General features: G+C 43.7%; 19 protein-coding genes and 19 tRNA genes. 9 read left to right on the forward strand and 29 right to left on the reverse strand.

Annotated features, from left to right (window positions below; translation table 11 throughout):
- Positions 1-24: 24 nt before the first annotated feature.
- The 4 genes from corC to miaB all read right to left on the reverse strand — a co-directional run bounded on the left by corC (position 25) and on the right by miaB (position 4207).
- On the reverse strand, positions 25-915 hold the full coding sequence (gene corC, locus Q5H80_RS03345; protein WP_304568748.1) for a CNNM family magnesium/cobalt transport protein CorC: 891 nt from the start codon (positions 913-915) through the stop codon (positions 25-27).
- A 120-nt stretch (positions 916-1035) separates the two neighbouring features.
- Positions 1036-1497: an rRNA maturation RNase YbeY gene (ybeY, locus tag Q5H80_RS03350; RefSeq protein ID WP_304568749.1), complete on the reverse strand. Its 462-nt coding sequence runs from the start codon at positions 1495-1497 to the stop codon at positions 1036-1038.
- A complete protein-coding gene (locus tag Q5H80_RS03355) occupies positions 1498-2619 on the reverse strand; it encodes a PhoH family protein (protein WP_304568750.1) in 1122 nt (373 codons plus the stop codon).
- A gap of 163 nt (positions 2620-2782) precedes the next feature.
- On the reverse strand, positions 2783-4207 hold the full coding sequence (gene miaB / locus Q5H80_RS03360; RefSeq protein WP_304568752.1) for a tRNA (N6-isopentenyl adenosine(37)-C2)-methylthiotransferase MiaB: 1425 nt from the start codon (positions 4205-4207) through the stop codon (positions 2783-2785).
- A gap of 308 nt (positions 4208-4515) precedes the next feature.
- Here miaB and Q5H80_RS03365 point away from each other — a divergent pair, with 308 nt between their 5' ends.
- A complete protein-coding gene (locus Q5H80_RS03365; protein WP_304568754.1) occupies positions 4516-5691 on the forward strand; it encodes a 2-octaprenyl-3-methyl-6-methoxy-1,4-benzoquinol hydroxylase in 1176 nt (391 codons plus the stop codon).
- 65 nt (positions 5692-5756) lie between these two features.
- Here the strand turns inward: Q5H80_RS03365 and Q5H80_RS03370 are convergent, their stop codons facing one another.
- The 25 genes from Q5H80_RS03370 to lolB form a co-directional block, all read right to left on the reverse strand.
- On the reverse strand, positions 5757-6803 hold the full coding sequence (locus Q5H80_RS03370) for a lactonase family protein (protein ID WP_304568756.1): 1047 nt from the start codon (positions 6801-6803) through the stop codon (positions 5757-5759).
- A 150-nt stretch (positions 6804-6953) separates the two neighbouring features.
- Positions 6954-7038: transfer RNA gene (locus Q5H80_RS03375), tRNA-Leu, on the reverse strand.
- Between the two features lie 74 nt (positions 7039-7112).
- Positions 7113-7189 (reverse strand) — tRNA-Met (locus Q5H80_RS03380).
- A gap of 51 nt (positions 7190-7240) precedes the next feature.
- Positions 7241-7325: transfer RNA gene (locus Q5H80_RS03385), tRNA-Leu, on the reverse strand.
- 108 nt (positions 7326-7433) lie between these two features.
- Positions 7434-7508, reverse strand: a tRNA-Gln gene (locus tag Q5H80_RS03390).
- 29 nt (positions 7509-7537) lie between these two features.
- Positions 7538-7622 (reverse strand) — tRNA-Leu (locus tag Q5H80_RS03395).
- Between the two features lie 109 nt (positions 7623-7731).
- Positions 7732-7806, reverse strand: a tRNA-Gln gene (locus Q5H80_RS03400).
- Positions 7807-7835: 29 nt separating this feature from the next.
- Positions 7836-7920 (reverse strand) — tRNA-Leu (locus tag Q5H80_RS03405).
- 74 nt (positions 7921-7994) lie between these two features.
- Positions 7995-8071: transfer RNA gene (locus tag Q5H80_RS03410), tRNA-Met, on the reverse strand.
- A gap of 51 nt (positions 8072-8122) precedes the next feature.
- Positions 8123-8207 (reverse strand) — tRNA-Leu (locus Q5H80_RS03415).
- 108 nt (positions 8208-8315) lie between these two features.
- A tRNA-Gln gene (locus tag Q5H80_RS03420) sits at positions 8316-8390 on the reverse strand.
- A 29-nt stretch (positions 8391-8419) separates the two neighbouring features.
- Positions 8420-8504, reverse strand: a tRNA-Leu gene (locus tag Q5H80_RS03425).
- 110 nt (positions 8505-8614) lie between these two features.
- Positions 8615-8689: transfer RNA gene (locus tag Q5H80_RS03430), tRNA-Gln, on the reverse strand.
- Positions 8690-8718: 29 nt separating this feature from the next.
- Positions 8719-8803: transfer RNA gene (locus Q5H80_RS03435), tRNA-Leu, on the reverse strand.
- 108 nt (positions 8804-8911) lie between these two features.
- A tRNA-Gln gene (locus tag Q5H80_RS03440) sits at positions 8912-8986 on the reverse strand.
- A gap of 29 nt (positions 8987-9015) precedes the next feature.
- A tRNA-Leu gene (locus Q5H80_RS03445) sits at positions 9016-9100 on the reverse strand.
- A 109-nt stretch (positions 9101-9209) separates the two neighbouring features.
- Positions 9210-9286, reverse strand: a tRNA-Met gene (locus Q5H80_RS03450).
- Positions 9287-9363: 77 nt separating this feature from the next.
- Positions 9364-9438 (reverse strand) — tRNA-Gln (locus Q5H80_RS03455).
- A 29-nt stretch (positions 9439-9467) separates the two neighbouring features.
- Positions 9468-9552 (reverse strand) — tRNA-Leu (locus Q5H80_RS03460).
- A 67-nt stretch (positions 9553-9619) separates the two neighbouring features.
- Positions 9620-9696 (reverse strand) — tRNA-Met (locus tag Q5H80_RS03465).
- Between the two features lie 280 nt (positions 9697-9976).
- Positions 9977-11068, reverse strand: coding sequence for a redox-regulated ATPase YchF (ychF, locus tag Q5H80_RS03470; protein ID WP_029223110.1), 1092 nt, complete (start codon positions 11066-11068; stop codon positions 9977-9979).
- 10 nt (positions 11069-11078) lie between these two features.
- Entirely contained in the window at positions 11079-11669 is a 591-nt protein-coding gene (gene pth, locus Q5H80_RS03475; RefSeq protein WP_010439162.1) for an aminoacyl-tRNA hydrolase, read from the reverse strand.
- A 208-nt stretch (positions 11670-11877) separates the two neighbouring features.
- Entirely contained in the window at positions 11878-12822 is a 945-nt protein-coding gene (locus tag Q5H80_RS03480) for a ribose-phosphate pyrophosphokinase (RefSeq protein WP_012603389.1), read from the reverse strand.
- A 27-nt stretch (positions 12823-12849) separates the two neighbouring features.
- Positions 12850-13725, reverse strand: a complete 876-nt coding sequence (ispE, locus tag Q5H80_RS03485; protein ID WP_304568786.1) for a 4-(cytidine 5'-diphospho)-2-C-methyl-D-erythritol kinase — start codon at positions 13723-13725, stop codon at positions 12850-12852.
- Entirely contained in the window at positions 13722-14390 is a 669-nt protein-coding gene (gene lolB / locus Q5H80_RS03490; RefSeq protein ID WP_304568788.1) for a lipoprotein insertase outer membrane protein LolB, read from the reverse strand. The genes ispE and lolB overlap by 4 nt, the downstream gene beginning before the upstream one ends.
- Positions 14391-14550: 160 nt before the next feature.
- On the opposite strand from lolB, the gene hemA reads away from it, so the two are divergent.
- The 8 genes from hemA to ybaK all read left to right on the forward strand — a co-directional run bounded on the left by hemA (position 14551) and on the right by ybaK (position 22896).
- On the forward strand, positions 14551-15810 hold the full coding sequence (gene hemA / locus Q5H80_RS03495) for a glutamyl-tRNA reductase (protein WP_009848729.1): 1260 nt from the start codon (positions 14551-14553) through the stop codon (positions 15808-15810).
- Between the two features lie 28 nt (positions 15811-15838).
- A complete protein-coding gene (gene prfA, locus Q5H80_RS03500; protein WP_009848728.1) occupies positions 15839-16927 on the forward strand; it encodes a peptide chain release factor 1 in 1089 nt (362 codons plus the stop codon).
- 5 nt (positions 16928-16932) lie between these two features.
- Positions 16933-17805 carry a peptide chain release factor N(5)-glutamine methyltransferase gene (prmC, locus tag Q5H80_RS03505; protein ID WP_304568790.1) on the forward strand — a complete coding sequence of 291 codons (873 nt, stop codon included), beginning with the start codon at positions 16933-16935 and terminating at the stop codon, positions 17803-17805.
- Between the two features lie 190 nt (positions 17806-17995).
- Complete coding sequence (locus Q5H80_RS03510) at positions 17996-18379, forward strand: SirB2 family protein (protein WP_009848726.1); 384 nt, start codon at positions 17996-17998, stop codon at positions 18377-18379.
- Between the two features lie 27 nt (positions 18380-18406).
- Positions 18407-19216, forward strand: a complete 810-nt coding sequence (locus tag Q5H80_RS03515) for a SirB1 family protein (protein ID WP_304568802.1) — start codon at positions 18407-18409, stop codon at positions 19214-19216.
- A gap of 22 nt (positions 19217-19238) precedes the next feature.
- Positions 19239-20093, forward strand: coding sequence for a 3-deoxy-8-phosphooctulonate synthase (gene kdsA, locus Q5H80_RS03520; RefSeq protein WP_304568804.1), 855 nt, complete (start codon positions 19239-19241; stop codon positions 20091-20093).
- A 549-nt stretch (positions 20094-20642) separates the two neighbouring features.
- Complete coding sequence (ushA, locus tag Q5H80_RS03525; protein WP_304568805.1) at positions 20643-22304, forward strand: bifunctional UDP-sugar hydrolase/5'-nucleotidase UshA; 1662 nt, start codon at positions 20643-20645, stop codon at positions 22302-22304.
- 118 nt (positions 22305-22422) lie between these two features.
- Complete coding sequence (ybaK, locus tag Q5H80_RS03530; protein ID WP_009848722.1) at positions 22423-22896, forward strand: Cys-tRNA(Pro) deacylase; 474 nt, start codon at positions 22423-22425, stop codon at positions 22894-22896.
- Positions 22897-22933 lie beyond the last annotated feature (37 nt).

Consider the following 22933-nt stretch of genomic DNA (forward strand, 5'->3'; position numbering starts at 1 on the left):
TGTCATCTCTTTAGAGAGAAGTTGTTATTCTTCGATAGTCGGAAGAGGCTGTTCGTCAGGAATGGTTACCTGTAGCTGAATCACACGACGGTTATCTGCTGATGTTATTTTGAAATGGTAGTTTTCAATCTCTACAATTTCGCCACGAACCGGCAGGTGACCGAGTGCAGTCATAACCATGCCGCCTACCGTATCCACTTCATCATCACTAAACTCAGTTCCAAACGTATCGTTGAACTCTTCAATAGTGGTTAAAGCTTTAACAGAGAAAGTATGCTTACTCAGCTTACGAATATCTAGCTCTTCTTCATCGTCGAACTCGTCTTCAATTTCACCAACGATTTCTTCGAGGATATCTTCAATGGTTACCAGGCCAGAAACTCCGCCAAACTCATCGACAACGATAGACATGTGGTAGCGCTCTTCTTGGAACTCTTTGAGTAGGCGATCAACACGCTTACTTTCAGGAACAACCACGACAGGGCGAATCACTTGTTCGATATCAAATGGGGCACTTTCTGAACCCAAATACTTAAGTAGGTCCTTCGCTAATAGAATGCCTTCAACATGGTCTTTATCTTCACTGATCACTGGGTAGCGAGAGTGTTGAGCATCAGTAATAAGCGCAATCAATGTATCTAAATCATCGGTGCGTTCAACTGTAACCATTTGAGAGCGAGGCAGCATGATATCGCGTACTCGCATCTCTGAAATTTCCATTACACCCTCGAGCATGTCGCGCGTGTCGTGGTCAATTAGGTCATTAATTTCTGAGTCGCGGATTACATCCACGAGCTCTTGGCGATCTTTTACTTCACCTTGAAATAGTTGGCCTAGGCGTTCAAAGAAGGACTTTCTACTCGGACCTTCAGATTTTTTACTTCCCTCAGAAGTGGGGGGGTTACCTTCGTTCATGATTTCTCAAAAAATAACGCTATCAGAAGTGTGATAGCACACGTTACAACTCAGATTCCTGCAAAAATCACAGGTTCGATGAGTTATTGTTTCTCTGCAACCTACTTTACTAGAATCGATTTACTTTTCTAGAATATACGGGTCTTCAAACCCCATAGTTTGCATGATTTCTGTTTCGAGTGACTCCATCTCTTCAGCTTCATCATCTTCGATATGATCATAACCTAGCAGATGCAGACTGCCATGTACAACCATATGAGCCCAGTGTGCTAGCAGAGGCTTACTTTGCTCTTCTGCTTCTTTTTCGACAACTTGGCGGCAAATAATGAGGTCACCCAGTAGATCTAATTCCACTCCTGGTGGTGCTTCAAATGGGAAAGACAGCACGTTAGTTGGCTTATCTTTTCCACGATAGTCATGATTGAGTTGGTGGCTTTCTTGTGTATCAACAATACGAACCGTCAACTCGGCGTTCTCTTGAAACTGAGGGATTGTCTTGTCCAACCAAAGTTGAATATCTTGCTCAGATGGAAGACCTTGCTCATTTTCGACCGCTAATTGCAGGTCTAGTTCAATAGACATCTATTTATCACCTTGTTCTGCAATGACAGAGCTATTTTGTGTTGCTAATTGTGTCGTAACGGCTTGCTGAGCCTCAAGAAGTTTGGCTTCTCTTTCTTCTCGTTTACGCTTTTCAAACTCTTTGCGCTCTTTCTGGTCTTTCGCTTCCCATTTCTCGTATGCATTGACGATACGGGCAACCACAGGGTGACGAACGACGTCTTCAGACATGAAGAAGTTAAAGCTAATGTCGTCTACTTCATTGAGGACTTCAGTCGCATGGCGTAAGCCTGATTTTGCACCACGAGGTAAATCGATTTGTGTAATATCACCAGTGATCACAGCGCGTGAGTTAAAACCGATACGAGTTAAGAACATTTTCATCTGTTCTACCGTGGTGTTTTGGCTCTCATCAAGAATGATAAACGCATCATTCAATGTACGACCACGCATGTAAGCCAGTGGCGCAACTTCAATTACGTTACGTTCAATTAATTTCTCAACTCGCTCAAAGCCGAGCATCTCAAACAGTGCATCGTAAAGTGGACGCAAATATGGATCGACTTTCTGGCTTAGGTCTCCAGGAAGGAAACCAAGCTTCTCACCAGCTTCAACAGCAGGGCGAGTTAGTAGGATTCGGCGAACTTCTTGACGTTCAAGTGCATCAACCGCAGCCGCGACAGCTAAGTACGTTTTACCAGTACCAGCAGGTCCAATACCAAAAGTGATGTCATGAGTGACCATGTTCATTAGGTATTGTGCTTGGTTTGGCGTACGAGGTTTGATGACGCCTTTTTTAGTCTTAATGGTCACTTCTTTGCCGTAGTCGATTTCAGACTCGATGTGTTGCTCCAAAATACCAGACTCAGTGACCGCCAGATGCACTTGCTCTGGTTCGATATCGATTATGTTGCCTTTAACTGGAGCCGTTTCAACATAGAGGTGTTTGATGATGTCTAAAGCGGCGGCTGTAGTGTGAGGCTTACCGACAATCGTAAAAAAGTTGCTACGGTAATTAATCTCAACGCCTAGGCGACGCTCAAGATGCTTGATGTTGTCGTCAAATGGTCCGCATAAACTTGCCAAGCGCTTGTTGTCTGCTGGCTTTAGATTTATCTCTAAGGTAACGATTTTATTGCTCAAATTAGCCTCTCATTTTGTGCCACTCACTCTTAAATACAAAAAAGAGCAAAAAGCCCGATTTAGACCGGGCTTTTGATGGTGATATCCCTATTTCTAAGATGGTCACTTAGTTAGGTAATTTCAAGCTTTGTGTTTGTGCTTTGTGCTCAAACCGTTGTATTGCCTATGGCGTAAATGTCGCTACACCTAGCTCGTCTTCACGTTTTGTTTTTTCCATCATTTCTGCTGGAGTCATTACAACGCGTAGACCCATGTCTTTTTCTGTGCGAACTAGCTCACCACGTAGTGAGTTAGTGTAAACCTCAGTGATCTTCACATCTACAAACTGACCGATTAGGTCTGCAGAACCTTCGAAGTTCACAACACGGCTGTTTTCAGTACGGCCACGCAGTTCCATGAGATTCTTTCTTGATGGGCCTTCAACAAGAATACGCTGCTCTGTGCCTAGCATTAGACGAGAGAAACGCATAGCTTGTGTGTTTACTGTTTGTTGCAGTTCGTACAGACGATCTTTCTTCTCTTGTGCTGGTACATCACATGGGTAATCGGCCGCTGGCGTACCTGGACGTGGAGAGAAAACAAAGCTGAAGCTCATATCGAAATCAACTTCTTTAATTAGCTTCATTGTATCTTGGAAGTCTTGCTTAGACTCACCAGGGAAACCAACAATAAAGTCAGAGCTGATTTGAATGTCAGGACGAGCTTTACGCAGTTTACGGATAATAGATTTGTACTCGATAGCCGTATGTGGACGCTTCATCATCGTAAGAATACGGTCACTACCACTTTGTACTGGTAGGTGAAGGAAGCTCACTAGTTCAGGGGTATCTTTGTAAACTTCAATGATGTCGTCACCAAACTCAAGTGGGTGGCTTGTTGTGAAACGAATACGGTCGATACCGTCGATAGACGCAACTAGGCGAAGGAGCTCTGCAAATGTGCAGATGTCACCTTCGTGAGTAGGGCCTCGGAATGCGTTTACGTTTTGGCCTAGCAGGTTTACTTCACGTACGCCTTGATCTGCAAGTTGTGCAACTTCGAACAGCACATCATCCATTGGACGACTAACTTCTTCACCACGAGTATATGGAACAACGCAGTAAGTACAGTACTTAGAACAACCTTCCATGATAGAAACGTAGGCTGTTGCGCCGTCTGCTTTTGGCTCTGGCAGGTTATCGAACTTTTCGATCTCTGGGAAAGAAATGTCCATTACTGGCTTTTCGTTAGACAGTGATGACTTAATCATCTCTGGCAAACGGTGTAATGTTTGTGGGCCAAAGATAACGTCTACGTAAGGTGCACGTTGACGAATGTGATCACCTTCTTGAGTCGCTACACAGCCACCCACACCGATCACCACACCTTCTTTTTTATCTTTAAGCGTTTTCCAACGACCAAGCTGGTGGAATACTTTTTCTTGCGCTTTTTCGCGGATAGAACAAGTATTCAATAGTAGTACGTCTGCTTCCTCAGGTACTTCAGTTAGCTCATAGCCATTTGCAGCGTTAAGCAGGTCGGCCATTTTTGATGAATCGTATTCATTCATCTGACAGCCCCAAGTTTTAATTAGCAGTTTCTTACTCATTATATGTTCGCTCGATCGTTAGTTTAATTTAAGGGAGCAAATCGCCCATTATTCATCCGCTAGCTCCGTTCGTCATAATTCGGTATTCAATTTTATTACAGGCTCTAGCGGCAAGCGGCGTATTGTACTGGTTTCAAAACCGACTGACTAGTAGTCTGAACAAATCTCTTATGTAGTGGTTTTTATTATCGTTAACGCCATATGCCATAAGGGATAACCCTTTTTTTGAATAAGGTTTTTGGTTACAAGTTCGTTATGAAAAAGTACAATCAAAAACAGTCAAAGAATCAAATTGATAAGTACAAAATATGAACAGTTACGATATTGTAGTAGTCGGTGGCGGCATGGTTGGCGCAGCAACAGCGGTCGGTTTTGCAAAGCAAGGGCTAAGTGTTGCGGTGATCGAAGGTTTTGCCCCACAAGCTTTTGATGAGTCACAAGCGATGGATATTCGTGTGTCTGCGATTTCTCAAGCATCGGTCGATTTGCTTGAAGATTTAGGTGCATGGCAAAGTATCTCAGCGATGCGCGTCTGTTCTTATAAGCGTTTAGAAACGTGGGAGCACCCTGAGTGTCGCACTCGATTTGATGCCGCATCACTGGATCTGCCCCGTTTAGGCTATATCGTCGAGAACAGACTTATTCAGTTAGGCTTATGGTCTCAATTTGATGCCTATGACAATCTCGATTTGTTATGTCCAGAAAAGCTAGATGAGATTGAGTTTGGTGAAACCAATATCGTTAAGCTTCACTCGGGTACTCAGTTATCAGCCAAGTGGGTGATTGGTGCTGATGGTGCAAATTCAGCTGTTCGTCAGCAAGCTGGGATAGGTATTACGGCTTGGGATTACCGACAACACTGCATGCTTATCAATGTCGAAACAGAGCAATCTCAACAAGATATTACTTGGCAGCAGTTTCTACCAAGTGGCCCTCGTTCATTTTTGCCGTTATGCTCACTTGATTCTGAAGGTAAAGAGATTGGCCAAGGATCTTTGGTCTGGTATGACTCGCCATCTCGTATTAAGCAACTTTCTGCGATGAGCCCAGAAAAATTACGTAATGAAGTTATCACTAGCTTCCCTGAAGAACTGGGTGATGTGAAAGTGTTGAACTCGGGCTCATTCCCTCTGACACGACGTCATGCTCAATCATACTCGAAGAATAACTGTATTTTAGTCGGAGACTCTGCACATACGATTAACCCTCTAGCAGGGCAGGGTGTTAACTTGGGCTTTAAAGATGTATCAGCACTATTGGATATCACTAAAGAGAAAGGTGAATTGAATCAATCTGTGGCGAGACGCTATGAAGTGATCAGAAGAGGTGACAATCTAATGATGCAAAGTGGCATGGACTTTTTCTACAAAACGTTCAGTAATGATATTGGCCCATTAAAGTTTGTCCGCAATGCTGCACTAAAGTTAGCAGAGAACTCAGGGCCGATTAAAGCTCAAGTATTGAAATACGCCTTGGGCCTTTAATACGGTTAGCTCTGGTTATTTATATAGAGAAGGAGAGCCGGTGCTCTCCTTTTCTGTTGTAACGCTTATTGTTGCTGAGTGACACAAACTGGTGCATCAAGGTCTAACGAGTACCCGGTATAGGTTAGAGAACCATCTTCAATGTCACGCTTGAATGAGGTGATGTTATTTGAGTGTTGGTTTACAGCGATGAGCCATTGTCCATCGTCAGTTATATGAAAATCTCTTGGGAATTTTCCTTCAGTGTCGTAACTGTTAATGAAAGTCAGCTTTTGAGTCTCAGAGTCGACCTTGAAGCTACTGATTCTTGATTGATGTCGGCAAGACACATAAAGGAATTGCTCATCTGGCGATAGCTTAATTGCAGCCGCTGCTTCTCCTTTCTCCATATTTGCTAATGCATCAACCTCTTCCACAATATTCCACACCCCTAAAGACTTTTCCAAAATCAATATTGTTTCAGAGAGCTCACACACCACATAGGCTCTATCTTCAGCTTGGTTAAAGATTAAGTGACGAGGTCCATTCCCTGCACGCACTTTGATAGATTGCATTGGTTCATCAAGGAACTCTTCTTGTTCTTCGTCAAAGCAATAGAAGTTGATTCGATCGGCTCCGAGATCGACGGTGACAAACTGCGGAGAGTTCTTCAGGAAAAGGCTTTGATGAGCATGTGGGCCAGTTTGTCTTTCTGCATTAGGTCCAGAACCAACCATTTTGAGTGTTTTGAGCCGTTTATCGATATTGCCGTTGATACTTAAACTAAAGATATCGAATGTCCCTGATGAATATTGCGATGTGATAGCAAATTTATTGTGTGGATCTATCGCGACGTGACAGGGGTGATCTCCGGAGATGAGACTTGCGTTAGACGTTATCTTGGAATCAACATTGGGTATATGAATCAGCTGTGGTTGTTCTTGTTGGCTAACTTCAGATGCGGTATAGATCCCAGTCTTTGTCACAGTAACAAAAGAGGGGTTGGTGCACTTGGCAATCAACTCTAGAGGTAATAGTTTTCCTGTTTCTAGATCTAACTGAGTTTGATAAACACCATGGCTTTTACTTGGTGTATCTGTGTAGCAACCGATCGTTAAGGGGAGGGTTTTCATAGGCTAGTCATACTCAATTAGAAAGTGGAGCTGACATTGTCTTATAAAAACGTATTAAAAGTGAGGTTATAGAAGAGAATACTTGGTGACTTGGCTTACAGATTACAGATAAAACAAAACCCAGCTAAAAAGCTGGGTTCTATTCAATGATGGTGCGGTCGGAGAGACTTGAACTCTCACACCTCTCGGCGCCAGAACCTAAATCTGGTGCGTCTACCAATTCCGCCACGACCGCAGCAAATCTTTATAGTTATATCGATATTGGTGATTCAATATAACGTTGTTTGTTTTTCTTTCATAAAGAAAGAATGGTGGCTACTGCGGGATTCGAACCTGCGACCCCATCATTATGAGTGATGTGCTCTAACCAACTGAGCTAAGTAGCCAATAATGAATTTTATGTATTCACTATTTTATCTCTAATTAAAGAGAAATAATGGTGCGGTCGGAGAGACTTGAACTCTCACACCTCTCGGCGCCAGAACCTAAATCTGGTGCGTCTACCAATTCCGCCACGACCGCAGCAAATCTTTATAGTTATATCGACATTGGTGATTCGATATAACGTTGTGCTCTTGGTTTGCTATTTAGCTTAAAAATAAGCTAAGTAAAAACAAAGAGTTTCAATAGTGGCTGGGCTACCTGGATTCGAACCAGGGAATGCTGGCATCAAAAGCCAGTGCCTTACCGCTTGGCGATAGCCCAACAGGATATCAATTAAGATATCTAAATAATGGTGCGGTCGGAGAGACTTGAACTCTCACACCTCTCGGCGCCAGAACCTAAATCTGGTGCGTCTACCAATTCCGCCACGACCGCAGCAAAGCTTTATAGTTATATCGATATTGGTGGTTCGATGTAACGTTGTGCTCTTGGTTTGCTATCTAGCTTAAAAATAAGCTAAGTAAAAAACAAAGAGTTTTAATAGTGGCTGGGCTACCTGGATTCGAACCAGGGAATGCTGGCATCAAAAGCCAGTGCCTTACCGCTTGGCGATAGCCCAACAGGATATCAATTAAGATATTTAAATAATGGTGCGGTCGGAGAGACTTGAACTCTCACACCTCTCGGCGCCAGAACCTAAATCTGGTGCGTCTACCAATTCCGCCACGACCGCAGCAAATCTTTATAGTTATATCGACATTGGTGACTCAATATAACGTTGTTTGTTTTTCTTTCATAAAGAAAGAATGGTGGCTACTGCGGGATTCGAACCTGCGACCCCATCATTATGAGTGATGTGCTCTAACCAACTGAGCTAAGTAGCCAATAATGAATTTTATGTATTCACTATTTTATCTCTAATTAAAGAGAAATAATGGTGCGGTCGGAGAGACTTGAACTCTCACACCTCTCGGCGCCAGAACCTAAATCTGGTGCGTCTACCAATTCCGCCACGACCGCAGCAAATCTTTATAGTTATATCGACATTGGTGATTCGATATAACGTTGTGCTCTTGGTTTGCTATTTAGCTTAAAAATAAGCTAAGTAAAAACAAAGAGTTTCAATAGTGGCTGGGCTACCTGGATTCGAACCAGGGAATGCTGGCATCAAAAGCCAGTGCCTTACCGCTTGGCGATAGCCCAACAGGATATCAATTAAGATATCTAAATAATGGTGCGGTCGGAGAGACTTGAACTCTCACACCTCTCGGCGCCAGAACCTAAATCTGGTGCGTCTACCAATTCCGCCACGACCGCAGCAAAGCTTTATAGTTATATCGACATTGGTGGTTCGATGTAACGTTGTGCTCTTGGTTTGCTATCTAGCTTAAAAATAAGCTAAGTAAAAAAACAAAGAGTTTTAATAGTGGCTGGGCTACCTGGATTCGAACCAGGGAATGCTGGCATCAAAAGCCAGTGCCTTACCGCTTGGCGATAGCCCAACAGGATATCAATTAAGATATCTAAATAATGGTGCGGTCGGAGAGACTTGAACTCTCACACCTCTCGGCGCCAGAACCTAAATCTGGTGCGTCTACCAATTCCGCCACGACCGCAGCAAATCTTTATAGTTATATCGACATTGGTGATTCGATATAACGTTGTGCTCTTGGTTTGCTATTTAGCTTAAAAATAAGCTAAGTAAAAACAAAGAGTTTCAATAGTGGCTGGGCTACCTGGATTCGAACCAGGGAATGCTGGCATCAAAAGCCAGTGCCTTACCGCTTGGCGATAGCCCAACAGGATATCAATTAAGATATCTAAATAATGGTGCGGTCGGAGAGACTTGAACTCTCACACCTCTCGGCGCCAGAACCTAAATCTGGTGCGTCTACCAATTCCGCCACGACCGCAGCAAAGCTTTTCTCTCAACTAAGTAAAGAGCCTAGCGAAGAGTATAGTTATATCGACATTGGTGATTCAATATAACGTTGTTTGTTTTCTTCTTTCATAAAGAAAGAATGGTGGCTACTGCGGGATTCGAACCTGCGACCCCATCATTATGAGTGATGTGCTCTAACCAACTGAGCTAAGTAGCCATCTGAGAGCGGAGTAATATAATATAATCTCGCTTTCAATGCCATTATCTTTTTAAAGATAATTACACTTTAAATTGTGGCTGGGCTACCTGGATTCGAACCAGGGAATGCTGGCATCAAAAGCCAGTGCCTTACCGCTTGGCGATAGCCCAACAATGATATCAATTAAGATATCTCAATATGGTGCGGTCGGAGAGACTTGAACTCTCACACCTCTCGGCGCCAGAACCTAAATCTGGTGCGTCTACCAATTCCGCCACGACCGCTTTATTTCCTAAAAACTCTTTGTTGTCAAAAGACATACGTTTAATAACAAACAGAGTGCTTAGGAAATGGTGGCTACTGCGGGATTCGAACCTGCGACCCCATCATTATGAGTGATGTGCTCTAACCAACTGAGCTAAGTAGCCATTTCCAAATTGTTGCTCATTTCGAGACGTTGCCGCTTCGTTGTGAACGGGGCGCATTATGCGGAGTTGAGTGAAACCCGTCAACTTTTTTTTTGAATAAATCACGAATAAACATCTGTTCGGTTTCTTTTTAGTCAAAGAGGCGTATTTGTCAGCAAGAAATAGGTTCAAATGCCGATATATATAGGAAGTTAAGTTTTGGATAAGAAGCTCTTTAGAAAGAGCGAAAACGAAAAAGGCCAGTGAATTCACTGGCCTTTTATTAGATGTTTATCGGTAATTAAACGTTGAAACGGAAGTGAACAACATCGCCATCTTTAACGATGTATTCTTTGCCTTCAAGACGCCATTTGCCTGCATCTTTTGCTCCGCTTTCACCGCCAAATTCGATGAAATGTTCGTAACCAACTACTTCTGCACGGATGAATCCTTTTTCGAAGTCGGTGTGGATCTTGCCTGCAGCTTGTGGTGCAGTCGCACCTACAGGGATCGTCCAAGCGCGAACTTCTTTAACACCCGCAGTGAAGTAAGTCTGAAGAGTCAGTAGTTCGTAACCAGAGCGGATCACTCGGTTAAGGCCTGGTTCTTCGATACCCATGTCTGCAAGGAACTCCTCACGATCTTCATCGTCAAGTTCAGAAAGCTCAGATTCGATTGCAGCACAAACAGCAACAACAACGTTGTTCTCTTTTTCTGCGTACTCACGAACTGCGTCTAGGTAAGGGTTGTTTTCAAAACCATCTTCAGCAACGTTTGCGATGTACATTGTTGGCTTAAGCGTTAGGAAGTTAAGGTAGTCGATCGCCGCTACTTCTTCTTTAGCAAGTTCAACAGTACGAGCCATACCACCTTCAGTCAGGATAGGTAGTAGCTTTTCAAGAACCGTAGTTTCGAATTTAGCGTCTTTATCGCCGCCTTTTGCTTTTTTAGCATTGCGGAATATTGCACGTTCACAGCTATCTAGATCGGCAAGAGCTAGCTCAAGGTTGATCACTTCGATATCTTCGATAGGTGATACTTTACCTGAGACGTGAACGATGTTTTCGTTTTCAAAGCAGCGTACAACGTGACCGATAGCATCAGTTTCGCGGATGTTAGCTAGGAACTTGTTACCTAGACCTTCGCCTTTAGATGCGCCAGCAACTAGGCCTGCGATATCTACGAATTCCATTGTCGTTGGAAGGATCTTCTGTGGATTAACAATTTTTGCTAATGCATCTAAGCGTAGATCTGGAACCGGAACGATACCTGTGTTTGGTTCGATCGTACAAAATGGAAAGTTTGCTGCTTCGATGCCTGCTTTAGTCAGTGCGTTAAACAGAGTTGACTTACCAACGTTTGGTAGACCAACGATGCCACATTTAAAACCCATGATATAAACCTTATTCTGCTTTGAACGTATGTAAGCGATTTTGTGCTTTTGGTAGGCCATCTTTTAATAAGATGTCTAGGCTACGAACCGATTCGTCAACGACAGCCTCGATACACTCTTGCTCTTTCGCAGGAGCTTTGCCTAATACATAACCTGCAACTTTATCTTTGTGTCCTGGATGGCCAATGCCTAATCTAAGACGATAGAATTCTTTATTGTTACCCTGCTTACTGATGATGTCTTTTAGACCATTATGTCCACCATGACCACCACCTTTTTTAAACTTTCCAATACCTGGAGGAAGATCTAACTCATCGTGAGCGACCATGATCTCTTCGGGTTTAATTTGGTAGAACTTTGCTAAGGCAGCAACAGCTTTGCCTGACAAGTTCATAAAAGTCGTTGGGATCAGCAAACGAAGATCTTCACCATGAACCATGATACGACCCGTTAGGCCAAAGAACTTTGGTTCGTTCTTCAGTGTCACGTTGTGTACACGTGCTAATTCTTCAACTACCCAAGCACCCGCATTGTGGCGAGTTTTGGCGTATTCTGGACCTGGATTAGCCAGTCCAACGAGAAGTTTTATTTGTTGGCTCAAGGTATGGATCTCTCTTGGGATTTCAAAAAGCGCCGTATGATATCACAGTTTATTAAAAAGGTGCGAGCTAGCTGATAGCAACTCAATGATTCAAAACTGTGGTCAAATTCACTTTGTGGTCGTTAGATATAAAAAAAGCACTTCATCGAATGAAGTGCTTAATATCTTTTTCAGATTGTTCTGCTAAAGCAAAGCTATAGAGCTTTGATTAGTTGAACATCGCAGAGATAGACTCTTCGTTGCTGATACGACGAATCGCTTCAGCAAGCATGCGAGAAAGGCTTAGCTCAGTCACTTTACCTGTCGCGGCCATTTCTGGAGAAAGCTTGATTGAATCGGTAACAATAACTTGGTCTAGAACTGAATTGCGGATGTTTTCTGCAGCAGTACCAGAGAATACAGCGTGAGTTGCGTAAGCGAATACACGCTTAGCACCGCGCTCTTTAAGCGCTTCAGCTGCTTTACACAGTGTGCCACCAGTATCGATCATGTCATCAACGATAACACAGTCACGACCTTCAACATCACCGATTAGGTTCATTACTTCAGAAACGTTAGCACGTGGACGACGCTTATCAACGATAGCGATGTCAACATCACCTAGTGCTTTAGCTGTAGCACGAGCACGTACAACACCACCAAGGTCTGGAGAAACCACTACTGGGTTTTCTAGGCCACGGTTAGCCATGTCCTCTAGAAGAACTGGAGTGCCGAAAATGTTATCAACAGGTACATCGAAGAAGCCTTGGATTTGCTCCGCGTGTAGGTCGATAGTAAGAACGCGGTCAACGCCAACGTTAGAAAGGAAATCTGCAACAACTTTTGCAGTAATAGGCACACGAGCAGAACGTACACGACGATCTTGACGGGCATAACCGAAGTAAGGGATTACAGCAGTAATACGGCCAGCAGAAGCACGGCGCATTGCGTCAATCATTACCACCAATTCCATAAGGTTGTCATTGGTTGGTGCACAAGTTGATTGAATCAGGAATACATCGCTACCACGAACGTTTTCATTGATTTGAACAGCGACTTCGCCATCAGAAAAACGGTCTACAGTAGCATCGCCAAGAGAGATGTATAGACGATCAGCAATACGTTGGGCTAGTTCAGGTGTTGCGTTACCAGCAAATAGCTTCATATCAGGCACGGTGGAAACCTCGGGTTGCGTCCAGTTTTAAATAGATTGTGGGTGGGCTGATTGGTATTCAGCCAAAGTTTCTTTCAAAGGCGAAATGTTTCGTCCTTTCGCGACAAACGCGGAAACTGTGTCAGGTAGTTGCTCTAGCACCAGTTCGGCTTCTTTTTTGCTGCTAAATTCAGCAAAAACGCACGAACCTGTACCAGTCAATCTCGACGGCGCGTATTGTAGCAGCCATGAAAGTTGCTTATCAACCTCTGGGTACAGCATTCGCACAATTTTTTCGCAATCGTTTACGTATTCTTGCTCTAGAAGCGTTGATAGTGCTCGCTTCGGCGTATTTCGAGTTAATTCTGAATGTGTGAATATGTCTACAGTTGCTATGCTCACTTGAGGTTTAACAACGAGATACCATTTTTCATCCGGATTGGCGGGTTGCAGTTGTTCTCCAACCCCTTCAGCAAAGGCAGCATGGCCTTTAACGAAGACCGGAACGTCTGCACCAAGCTTCAAACCGATCTCTGCTAGCTGATTATCAGAAAGGTTGAGTTGCCATAAATGGTTGAGAGCGACTAACACGGTCGCAGCATTTGAAGAACCTCCACCAATACCACCTCCCATAGGAAGCACTTTCTTTAGCTCAATATCCGCACCGAAAGTCGTCGATGTGTATTGTTGGAGGGCAGTTGCGGCTTTCCAAATCAGGTTATCTTCTGTCGCAACACCTGGAATTTTAGGTGTGATTGTTATCGAGCTTGTTTCTCGGTTTGCGGTAACCGTAAGTTCATCGCCAAAGTCGACAAACTGAAATAGGGTCTGAAGTTCGTGATAGCCATTGTCGCGTTGGCCAGTGATATAGAGAAATAAATTCAGCTTAGCTGGCGAAGGCCAGTGCGTTGGCGTTGTTATCATTTTTTCAGTGTCCACTTCGAAACTACAATGTTGATTTTGTTCTCGTCTTGCTTGAATGACAATCGAGTAGGGAGGGGAATTGTCTCTACGTTCGTGCTGTCTTCACTAGAGTTCCTGTTGTCTTCACCAGATAATAGTGTACTCGGCATATCTGTATTGCGATAGTTAGCAAAATTCAGGGTCCACAATTGACTGCTGACTTGTTTAGACAGAGATTCAAGCGTGTTAGTGCTGTTGAGTTGGTAGCTGTCTGCTTGGTCGGGAATGCCAAGGAACCATTGTGGTAGGTGAACAATGGGGATCTGCAATCCAGTAAGTTGCTCTACTAATACAGATGCACTTGCATGGGTGAATACTTGATCATCGTAAGTGACTACTTTGGCACCCGAGCTGTCAATTGTAAGGTTCAAGGCGGTTTGACCAAGGAAAGTGGTCAGTCTTAATTGGCTTTGATTTGGGGAGTGCTTCCATATGAAGTTTAGGCTTTGGCGTTGCTCTGGAGAAATGTAAGCGAGCTTGCCTGAAGCTTGATAGTTTTCTATCTGTAAAAGCCGGTTTTGGTGACTTTGCCACTCAACGCTGGTCGGTTGTTCTGGTATAGACGAGCAACCTACCATAATGATGGTCAAAAAAATAAGAGACGTGATTTTTCGAAGCTTGCTCATATTTGCTCACAACTTGTTCAAATTTATCTAAAAAACGTCTCAACTATAGCATTGAATTCACGAACTCAGGAAAACAAATCCCGCTTGCTCTTTAAATAGAGCCATGCATCAAGTAAAATTCGCCCCTTGTTTCCATTCCCTGATCGAGAACTTCTGATACATGTCTTTGCTTGCCGTAGGTATCAATCACAATACAGCGTCGGTTGAATTGCGAGAAAAAGTCGCTTTTGGTCCAGATAAATTATCTGAGGCACTTAAGCAACTTAACGCAAATGCACACGTAAATGGAAGTGTCATACTTTCTACCTGTAATCGAACTGAAGTGTATTGTGACGTCAAAGGCGTGGCAAAAAACAAGTTGATCGATTGGCTGTCTGTATTTCATCAAGTTAGCCCTGAAGAATTAAAACCGAGTATCTACATCCATGAAGAACAAGCTGCGATTAAGCACTTAATGCGCGTTGCCTGTGGTTTGGACTCTCTGGTGTTGGGTGAACCACAGATTTTAGGTCAGGTGAAGCAAGCTTATACAGACTCTCGAGATAACAAATCTGTTGATGCTTCAATGGAAAAACTGTTTCAGAAATCATTTTCTGTCGCTAAGCGTGTTCGAACTGAAACCGAAATTGGTGGCAGTGCGGTTTCAGTTGCTTACGCAGCTTGCACATTAGCCAAACACATCTTTGAGTCGATTGCTGAATCAACGGTGTTATTGGTAGGTGCGGGTGAGACGATTGAATTGGTGGCAAAACACCTTTCAGCGAATGGTTGCACCAAGATGATTGTGGCCAACCGAACTCGTGAGCGTGCTTTAGGGCTAGCTGAAGAGTTTGGTGCTGAAGTGATTAGCCTCAATGAAATCCCCGATCACCTGCATCGAGCGGATATCGTGATCAGCTCAACCGCTAGTCCACTGCCTATTATCGGGAAGGGCATGGTTGAGACCGCACTTAAGACAAGAAAACATCAACCGATGTTGTTGGTTGATATTGCAGTTCCCCGAGACGTTGAGTCTCAGGTAGGCGATCTAAATGATGCTTACCTATATTCCGTTGATGATCTGCAGTCGATTGTTGATGGCAACATTGAACAACGTAAAGTGGAAGCTATCCAAGCGGAAGCTATCGTTAGTGAAGAAAGTGCGGCATTCATGAGTTGGATGCGTTCACTGCAAGCGGTAGACAGTATTCGTGACTATCGCAAATCGGCCAATGAAATCCGAGAAGAATTATTAAGTAAGAGTTTACAATCACTTGCCGCTGGCGGTGACCCTGAAAAAGTTTTACTTGAGCTAAGTAACAAGCTCACAAACAAATTGATCCATGCTCCAACGCGTGCACTCCAAAGTGCAGCAGAGCAAGGAGAACCTGCAAAATTAACGGTCATTAGACAGAGTTTGGGCTTAGAAAACCCTCAATAATATTCGACCTCCAACAGAATAAGACATTATGAAAGCCTCGATTCTAATAAAGCTTGAAACACTTGTTGAACGCTATGAAGAAGTTCAACATCTACTTGGTGATCCCGATGTACTTGGGAATCAAGATAAATTCCGTGCCTTGTCAAAAGAGTATTCTCAATTAGAAGAGGTGACGGGGTGCTTTAAATCATACCAGCAAGCTCAAGAAGATTTAGAAGCTGCTGAAGAGATGGCAAATGAAGACGACGCAGAAATGCGTGAAATGGCTCAAGAAGAAATCAAAGATGCGAAAGCGAACATTGAACGTCTGACTGATGAGCTGCAAATTCTTCTGATTCCAAAAGATCCAAACGATGAGCGTAACTGTTTCTTAGAGATTCGTGCCGGCGCAGGTGGTGATGAAGCGGGTATCTTTGCGGGTAACCTTTTCCGTATGTACTCTAAGTTTGCCGAGAAAAAAGGCTGGCGCGTCGAAGTGATGAGCAGCAATGTTTCAGAGCAGGGCGGCTTTAAAGAGATGATCGCTAAAATCAGTGGCGATGCTGTTTACGGCACAATGAAGTTCGAGTCTGGTGGTCACCGTGTACAACGTGTACCTGAGACTGAATCTCAAGGTCGTGTTCATACATCAGCATGTACCGTTGCGGTTATGCCTGAGATACCAGAAGCAGATCTTCCTGAGATCAAAGCTGGCGACCTTAAGATTGATACTTTCCGTGCATCTGGCGCGGGTGGTCAGCACGTTAACACCACGGATTCAGCAATCCGTATTACTCACTTACCAACAGGTACAGTAGTAGAGTGTCAAGACGAGCGTTCTCAGCATAAAAACAAAGCGAAAGCGATGGCTGTTCTTGCGGCTCGTATCGTTCAAGCTGAAGAAGAGCGTCGTGCTGCCGCGATTTCCGATACACGTCGTAACCTATTAGGTTCTGGTGACCGTAGTGACCGTATTCGTACGTACAACTACCCTCAAGGCCGTGTTTCTGATCACCGCATCAACTTAACTATCTACCGCCTGAACGAAGTTCTGGAAGGTGATATGCAAAGCCTGCTTGATCCTGTTCTACAAGAGCACCAAGCCGATCAACTAGCAGCACTTGCTGAGCACAACTAATTACTATGCAGTCAGCATATACGGTTGAAAGTGCTTTAAAGTCAGCAATCGTACAGCTTCAAGAGGGCGATAACACATCGCCCTCGATTGATGCTGCGGTACTGCTTTGCCACGCCTTAGATAAACCAAGATCTTACCTACTGACTTGGCCTGAGAAGCATCTCACTTCAGAACAAGAATCCGAATTCAATACCCTTCTAAGACGTCGCTTAACCGGTGAGCCTGTGGCTTATATTGTTGGTGAACGTGAGTTTTGGTCGCTGCCGTTAAAAGTCTCTCCTTCTACTTTAATTCCACGTCCAGATACGGAACGTTTGGTTGAAGTGGCGTTAGACAAAACGTATGGCAAGCAAGGTGCGATTCTCGATTTAGGAACCGGTACAGGTGCGATTGCTTTGGCATTGGCGTCTGAGATGCCGAACCGACCAGTGACGGGAATTGATCTTCGTCCGGAAGCGCAACAACTTGCGACAGAAAATGCGCGACGCTTGAATATCACCAACGCCACCTTTTTACACGGCAGTTGGTTTGAGCCTTTGAACCTAGCTAACTCTGAAAAAGAAGCGGTGAAGTTCTCGTTGATTGTCTCTAACCCGCCATATATTGAGAAGAATGATCCTCACTTGTCTCAAGGTGATGTACGCTTTGAGCCTATTACGGCGTTAGTGGCTGAAGAGAAAGGGCTCGCGGATATTCGATACATCTCTGAAAACGCACGTGGCTTTTTAGAAAACGAAGGTTGGTTAGCGTTTGAACACGGTTACGACCAAGGTTTAGCTGTACGTGAGATTATGCAGGCGCTCGGTTATCTCGATGTTGTGACAGAGAAAGATTACGGGGGTAATGACCGAGTGACATTGGGTCGTTACTGTTTATAGGCTGCTGTTAATCATCTTGTGAGCAATAGATGATGAACTTGCTAAATTGATACCTTTAACTCGAAAATACGTTTAACTCGATAATGCATTTAACGCAGAAATACAGAGAATTAACGCAGAACTACAGAGCATTAACGGGTATTGTGTGGCTCGTGTTAACGAAAGACATATAAAAATATAAAGGAATACCATGTACGAAGGTTTAAAACATTTTCACCTATTAACGATTGCTATAAGCGCACTGCTTCTTTCGATTCGTTTCGCTCTTATGATGGCTAACTCACCGAAGCTTAAGCATCCTTTCTTACAGCGTTTCCCTCATATCAATGACTCATTGCTGTTGCTTTCGGGTATTGGTTTGATTTTTATCACTGGCTTTATTCCATTTACACCAGCAGCACCATGGTTAACCGAAAAACTAACTTGTGTTATGGCTTACATCGCACTGGGCTTTTTTGCGCTTAAGCTAGGTAAAAACAAGCTACTGAGAGTGTTCTCTTTCTTTGGTGCGCTTGGCTGGTTAGCGATGGCAGGTAAAATTGCAATGACGAAGACACCAACATTTTTCGGTTAATTATCTCCTTATTTCGGTTAACAACCTATGTACGAATTTTTTGATGAAGACTTTGACCAGCTAGAGTTAGCTGAAGGTGCATTGATCTTAAATAAAGCGATTAACCCTGAAACTCAAGACAGTTGGGCTGAGCAAGAGCTAGCGAGATTGTTAAAAGACGCCGAGTTTGCTTTGGTCAACGAAACGGATGAACAGCAGAAGTTTGAATCCTTTATTCGACTATTCTTTTATGAGTGGGGCTTTGCCGGCGATAAAGAGGCGTACTTTTCTTCGGAAAACGCATTTATCGATAAAGTGCTTGAGAGGAAAAAAGGCATTCCAGTGAGTCTTGGTGCGATCTTTCTGTATCTAGGTCGCAAGTTAGGCTTCCCTGTTGAAGGCGTATCTTTCCCAACTCAATTCTTACTTAAAGTGAGTTGGTTCGGGCAAGCTGCTGTATACATTAACCCGTACAACGGCGAGTACGTTGGCGTGCAAACTTTACGAGCATGGCTTATTGGGCACGATGGCCCACTAGCTAAGGTGAAAGCTGAACACTTAGAAGTTGCTGACCACCCAACGATTATTGGTAAGTGGCTAGCGTTACTTAAGAGTGCATTGCTGCGAGAAGAGCGTTATACACTTGCATTGAAGTGTACCGACCTTGCCTTAACGTTTGTGCCGGATGATCCGTATGAAATCCGCGACCGCGGCTTTATTTATCAGCAGCTAGACTGTCATCAAGTCGCTGCTACAGATTATCAATATTTTATCGACCAATGCCCAGATGACCCTGCATCTGAGCTACTAAAATCTCAAGTGAACGTCATGAACGAAAAGACAGTGGTTGTTCACTAATTAATAATTATTTAGAGAGAATATGATGGAACAGAAAACAGTTCACATTGGCAATATGCCAATTGCTAATGACAAGCCATTTACGCTATTTGCAGGTATGAACGTTCTTGAATCTCGCGATCTAGCAATGCAGATCTGTGAGCACTACGTGAAAGTAACAGAGAAGCTGGGTATCCCTTATGTATTTAAGGCGTCTTTCGACAAAGCAAACCGTAGCTCAGTTCACTCATACCGTGGTCCTGGCATGGAAGAAGGTCTTAAAATTTTCCAAGAGCTGAAAGATACTTTTGGCGTGAAGATCATTACTGATATCCACACAGAAGCACAAGCTCAGCCTGTTGCTGATGTGGTTGATGTAATCCAACTTCCAGCGTTCCTAGCTCGTCAAACCGACCTTGTTGAAGCTATGGCTAAGACTGGCGCGGTAATCAACGTGAAGAAGCCTCAGTTCATGAGCCCAGATCAAGTGGGTAATATCGTTGATAAGTTTGCTGAGTGTGGCAACGACAACATTATTCTTTGTGAACGTGGTTCTTGCATGGGTTATGACAACTTAGTTGTTGATATGCTTGGCTTCGGTGTAATGAAAAAATCATCAAACGGCAGCCCAATTATCTTCGACGTGACTCACGCGCTTCAAATGCGTGATCCATCAGGTGCTGCATCTGGCGGTCGTCGTGAGCAAACGGTTGAACTAGCTAAAGCGGGCATTGCGACGGGTATTGCTGGTCTGTTTCTTGAGGCTCACCCTAACCCGGATGAAGCACGCTGTGATGGCCCATCGGCGCTACCTCTAGATAAACTAGAACCGTTCTTGAAGCAGATGAAAGCACTTGATGACCTTATCAAAGGCTTCGAGCACATCGAAATCAAATAGCTTTATCTGATGTTAAATCACTAGTATTAACTAGAGAATGTTAACTCGTTATTTGATTGTAATAGACAAACGCCCAACTCTTAGAGTTGGGCGTTTTTTAATGGAACATCCGTTTAGTTCACCGAAGCCTCGGCCTGTTTGGGCTATGACTAAGCTGTCAGTCTGGCTGTTCACGAACTTGTTTTACAGTGCGTCAATCTACGATAGGCGATTAAATCCTTGTTAACAGAGCCTCTGATTCCCTAAGAAAGCGGTATAGGTGTGTGAGGTCTGTCCTGTTTGTAGTGAATTACTGACGCTCATCACACTTTATAAGTAAACGATTGCCTGTGATGCAGGGGAAGTTTGAGTGTAATCTCATAATTTTGTTACACTTAACTGTTGATCTATGCGTGACCAATTCGACATAAATATGAAATCGTCGTGTTACATTTAGAATGTTAATTTAAGATTAGTCATGTTGAAGTCTTATTGTTCGAACTCCAGACAAGGAGTCACAATAGATTATAGAAAGCAGTGGATTCCCCTAAAAAGTTCAAAGGTATGACAATGAAGCAACGCCTTATTCTAAAGACAGCACTAAGTGCTGCAATCCTAGCTACTTTAGCTGGATGTGCGTCTCAACCAACTCATGATTGGAACCAAGACGAAACTTATAAGCTAACTATCCTGCATACGAATGACAACCATGGTCGTTTTTGGCAGAACAAATACGGCGAATACGGCATGTCTGCACGTAAAACGCTTGTTGACCAACTTCGTGCAGAAGTTGAAGCAGAAGGCGGTAGCGTGTTGCTTCTATCTGGCGGTGACATCAACACTGGTGTACCAGAGTCAGACCTTCAGGATGCAGAACCTGATTTTAAAGGTATGAATAAAATTGGTTACGATGCAATGGCATTGGGTAACCATGAGTTCGATAACTCACTAGACGTACTGCAAAAACAGATCGACTGGGCAAACTTCCCAATGTTATCTGCAAACATCTACGACAAAGCGACAGGCGAACGTAAATTCCAAGCTTACGAGATGTTTGAAAAGCAAGGTATCAAGATTGCTGTTATCGGTCTAACGACTGAAGATACTGCGAAAATTGGTAACCCAGAATTTATTGCTGGTATCGATTTCCGCGACCCTAAAGAAGAAGCGAAGAAACTGATCGCTGAACTTAAAGAAACAGAAAAACCAGATCTAATCTTCGCTGTGACTCACATGGGTCACTACGAAAATGGTCAGCGTGGTGTTAATGCTCCGGGTGATGTAGCACTAGCTCGTTACCTAAATGAAGGCGATCTAGATATGATCGTTGGTGGCCACTCTCAAGAGCCTGTATGTATGGAAGGCCCTAACGTTGCGAAGCAAAACTTCAAGCCGGGTGATGAGTGTAAACCCGACGTTCAAAACGGTACTTACATCGTTCAAGCTCACGAGTGGGGCAAGTACGTAGGCCGTGCTGATTACGAATTCCGTAACGGCGAACTAGAGATGGTGAGCTACGACTTGGTTCCCGTTAACCTTAAGAAGAAAGTTAAGATTGACGGTAAGAAGCAACGTGTTCTTATTCAAGATGAAATCGCACAAGATCCAGAGCTGCTTGAATTCCTACGTCCTTTCCAAGAACAGGGCCAAGCTCAGTTAGAAGTTCAAATCGCTGAGACAAATGGCAAGCTTGAAGGTGACCGTAACGTAGTTCGCTTCCAACAAACTAACCTAGGTCGTTTGATTGCGACTTCTCACATGGAGCGTGCAAAAGCAGACTTCGCTGTGATGAACTCTGGTGGCGTTCGTGACTCAATTGAAGCCGGCGATGTGACTTATAAAGATGTACTAACAGTACAGCCTTTTGCAAACATCCTGACTTACACTGATATGACTGGTAAAGAAGTTCTAGATTACCTAAACGTAGTGGCGACTAAACCTGTTGATTCAGGTGCTTATGCACAGTTTGCAGGTATTTCTATGACGGTTGCTGATGGTGAAGTATCGAATGTCTTCATCGGTGGTAAGCAGCTTCGTTTAGATGAAACATACCGCTTTACGGTACCAAGCTTTAACGCTGCTGGCGGTGACGGTTACCCTAAATTGTCTGATCACCCTGGCTTTGTGAACACAGGTTTTGTTGACGCTGAAGTACTAAAAGAGTACCTAGAAGCAAACAGCCCTGTTGATGTGAACAAGTACGCGCCTTCAGGTCAAATGGTTTACAAGTAATTGAACCCAGTTAATTGAATCATTAGGTGCTAAATTAGATTGACTCAAGCACCATGATAAATTTAACTAAAGCGACGCCTCGGCGTCGCTTTTTGTTTATCTATCGTTTGGATTTGTTATGACCCCTGCAATCAATCTCGCCAAGAAAAAGAAAATCGCTCACAGTGTGCATCAGTATCATCATGATGCGAATAACACGAATTATGGATTAGAGGCTGTCGAAGCGCTTGGTCAAGATCCCAAACGTGTATTCAAAACGCTTTTGTTCAGCTTGAATGGTGTGGCGAAAGATTTGGCGGTTGCCGTTATTCCCGTCGATCAGAAGCTAAATCTAAAGTTTGCAGCAAAAGCGGCGAAAGGTAAAAAAGCAGAGATGGCTGATCCAGATATTGCTCAGAAAACCACAGGTTATGTGGTGGGAGGAATCAGTCCTCTTGGTCAGAAAAAAGCATTGCCTACCTTTGTTCATTCCAGCGCTACCGATTTTGAAACGATATGTGTGAGTGCAGGGAAGAGAGGGTTAGAGATCGAGCTAGACCCGAAAGACTTAGTACTACTTACGCGTGGTCAGTTTGCTGAACTATGCCTGTAGCTTGTGCTTTCCATAATGATAAACGTACATGATCACA

Origin of the sequence: Vibrio sp. SNU_ST1, assembly GCF_030563405.1 — a bacterium.
Classification (GTDB): Bacteria; Pseudomonadota; Gammaproteobacteria; order Enterobacterales; family Vibrionaceae; genus Vibrio.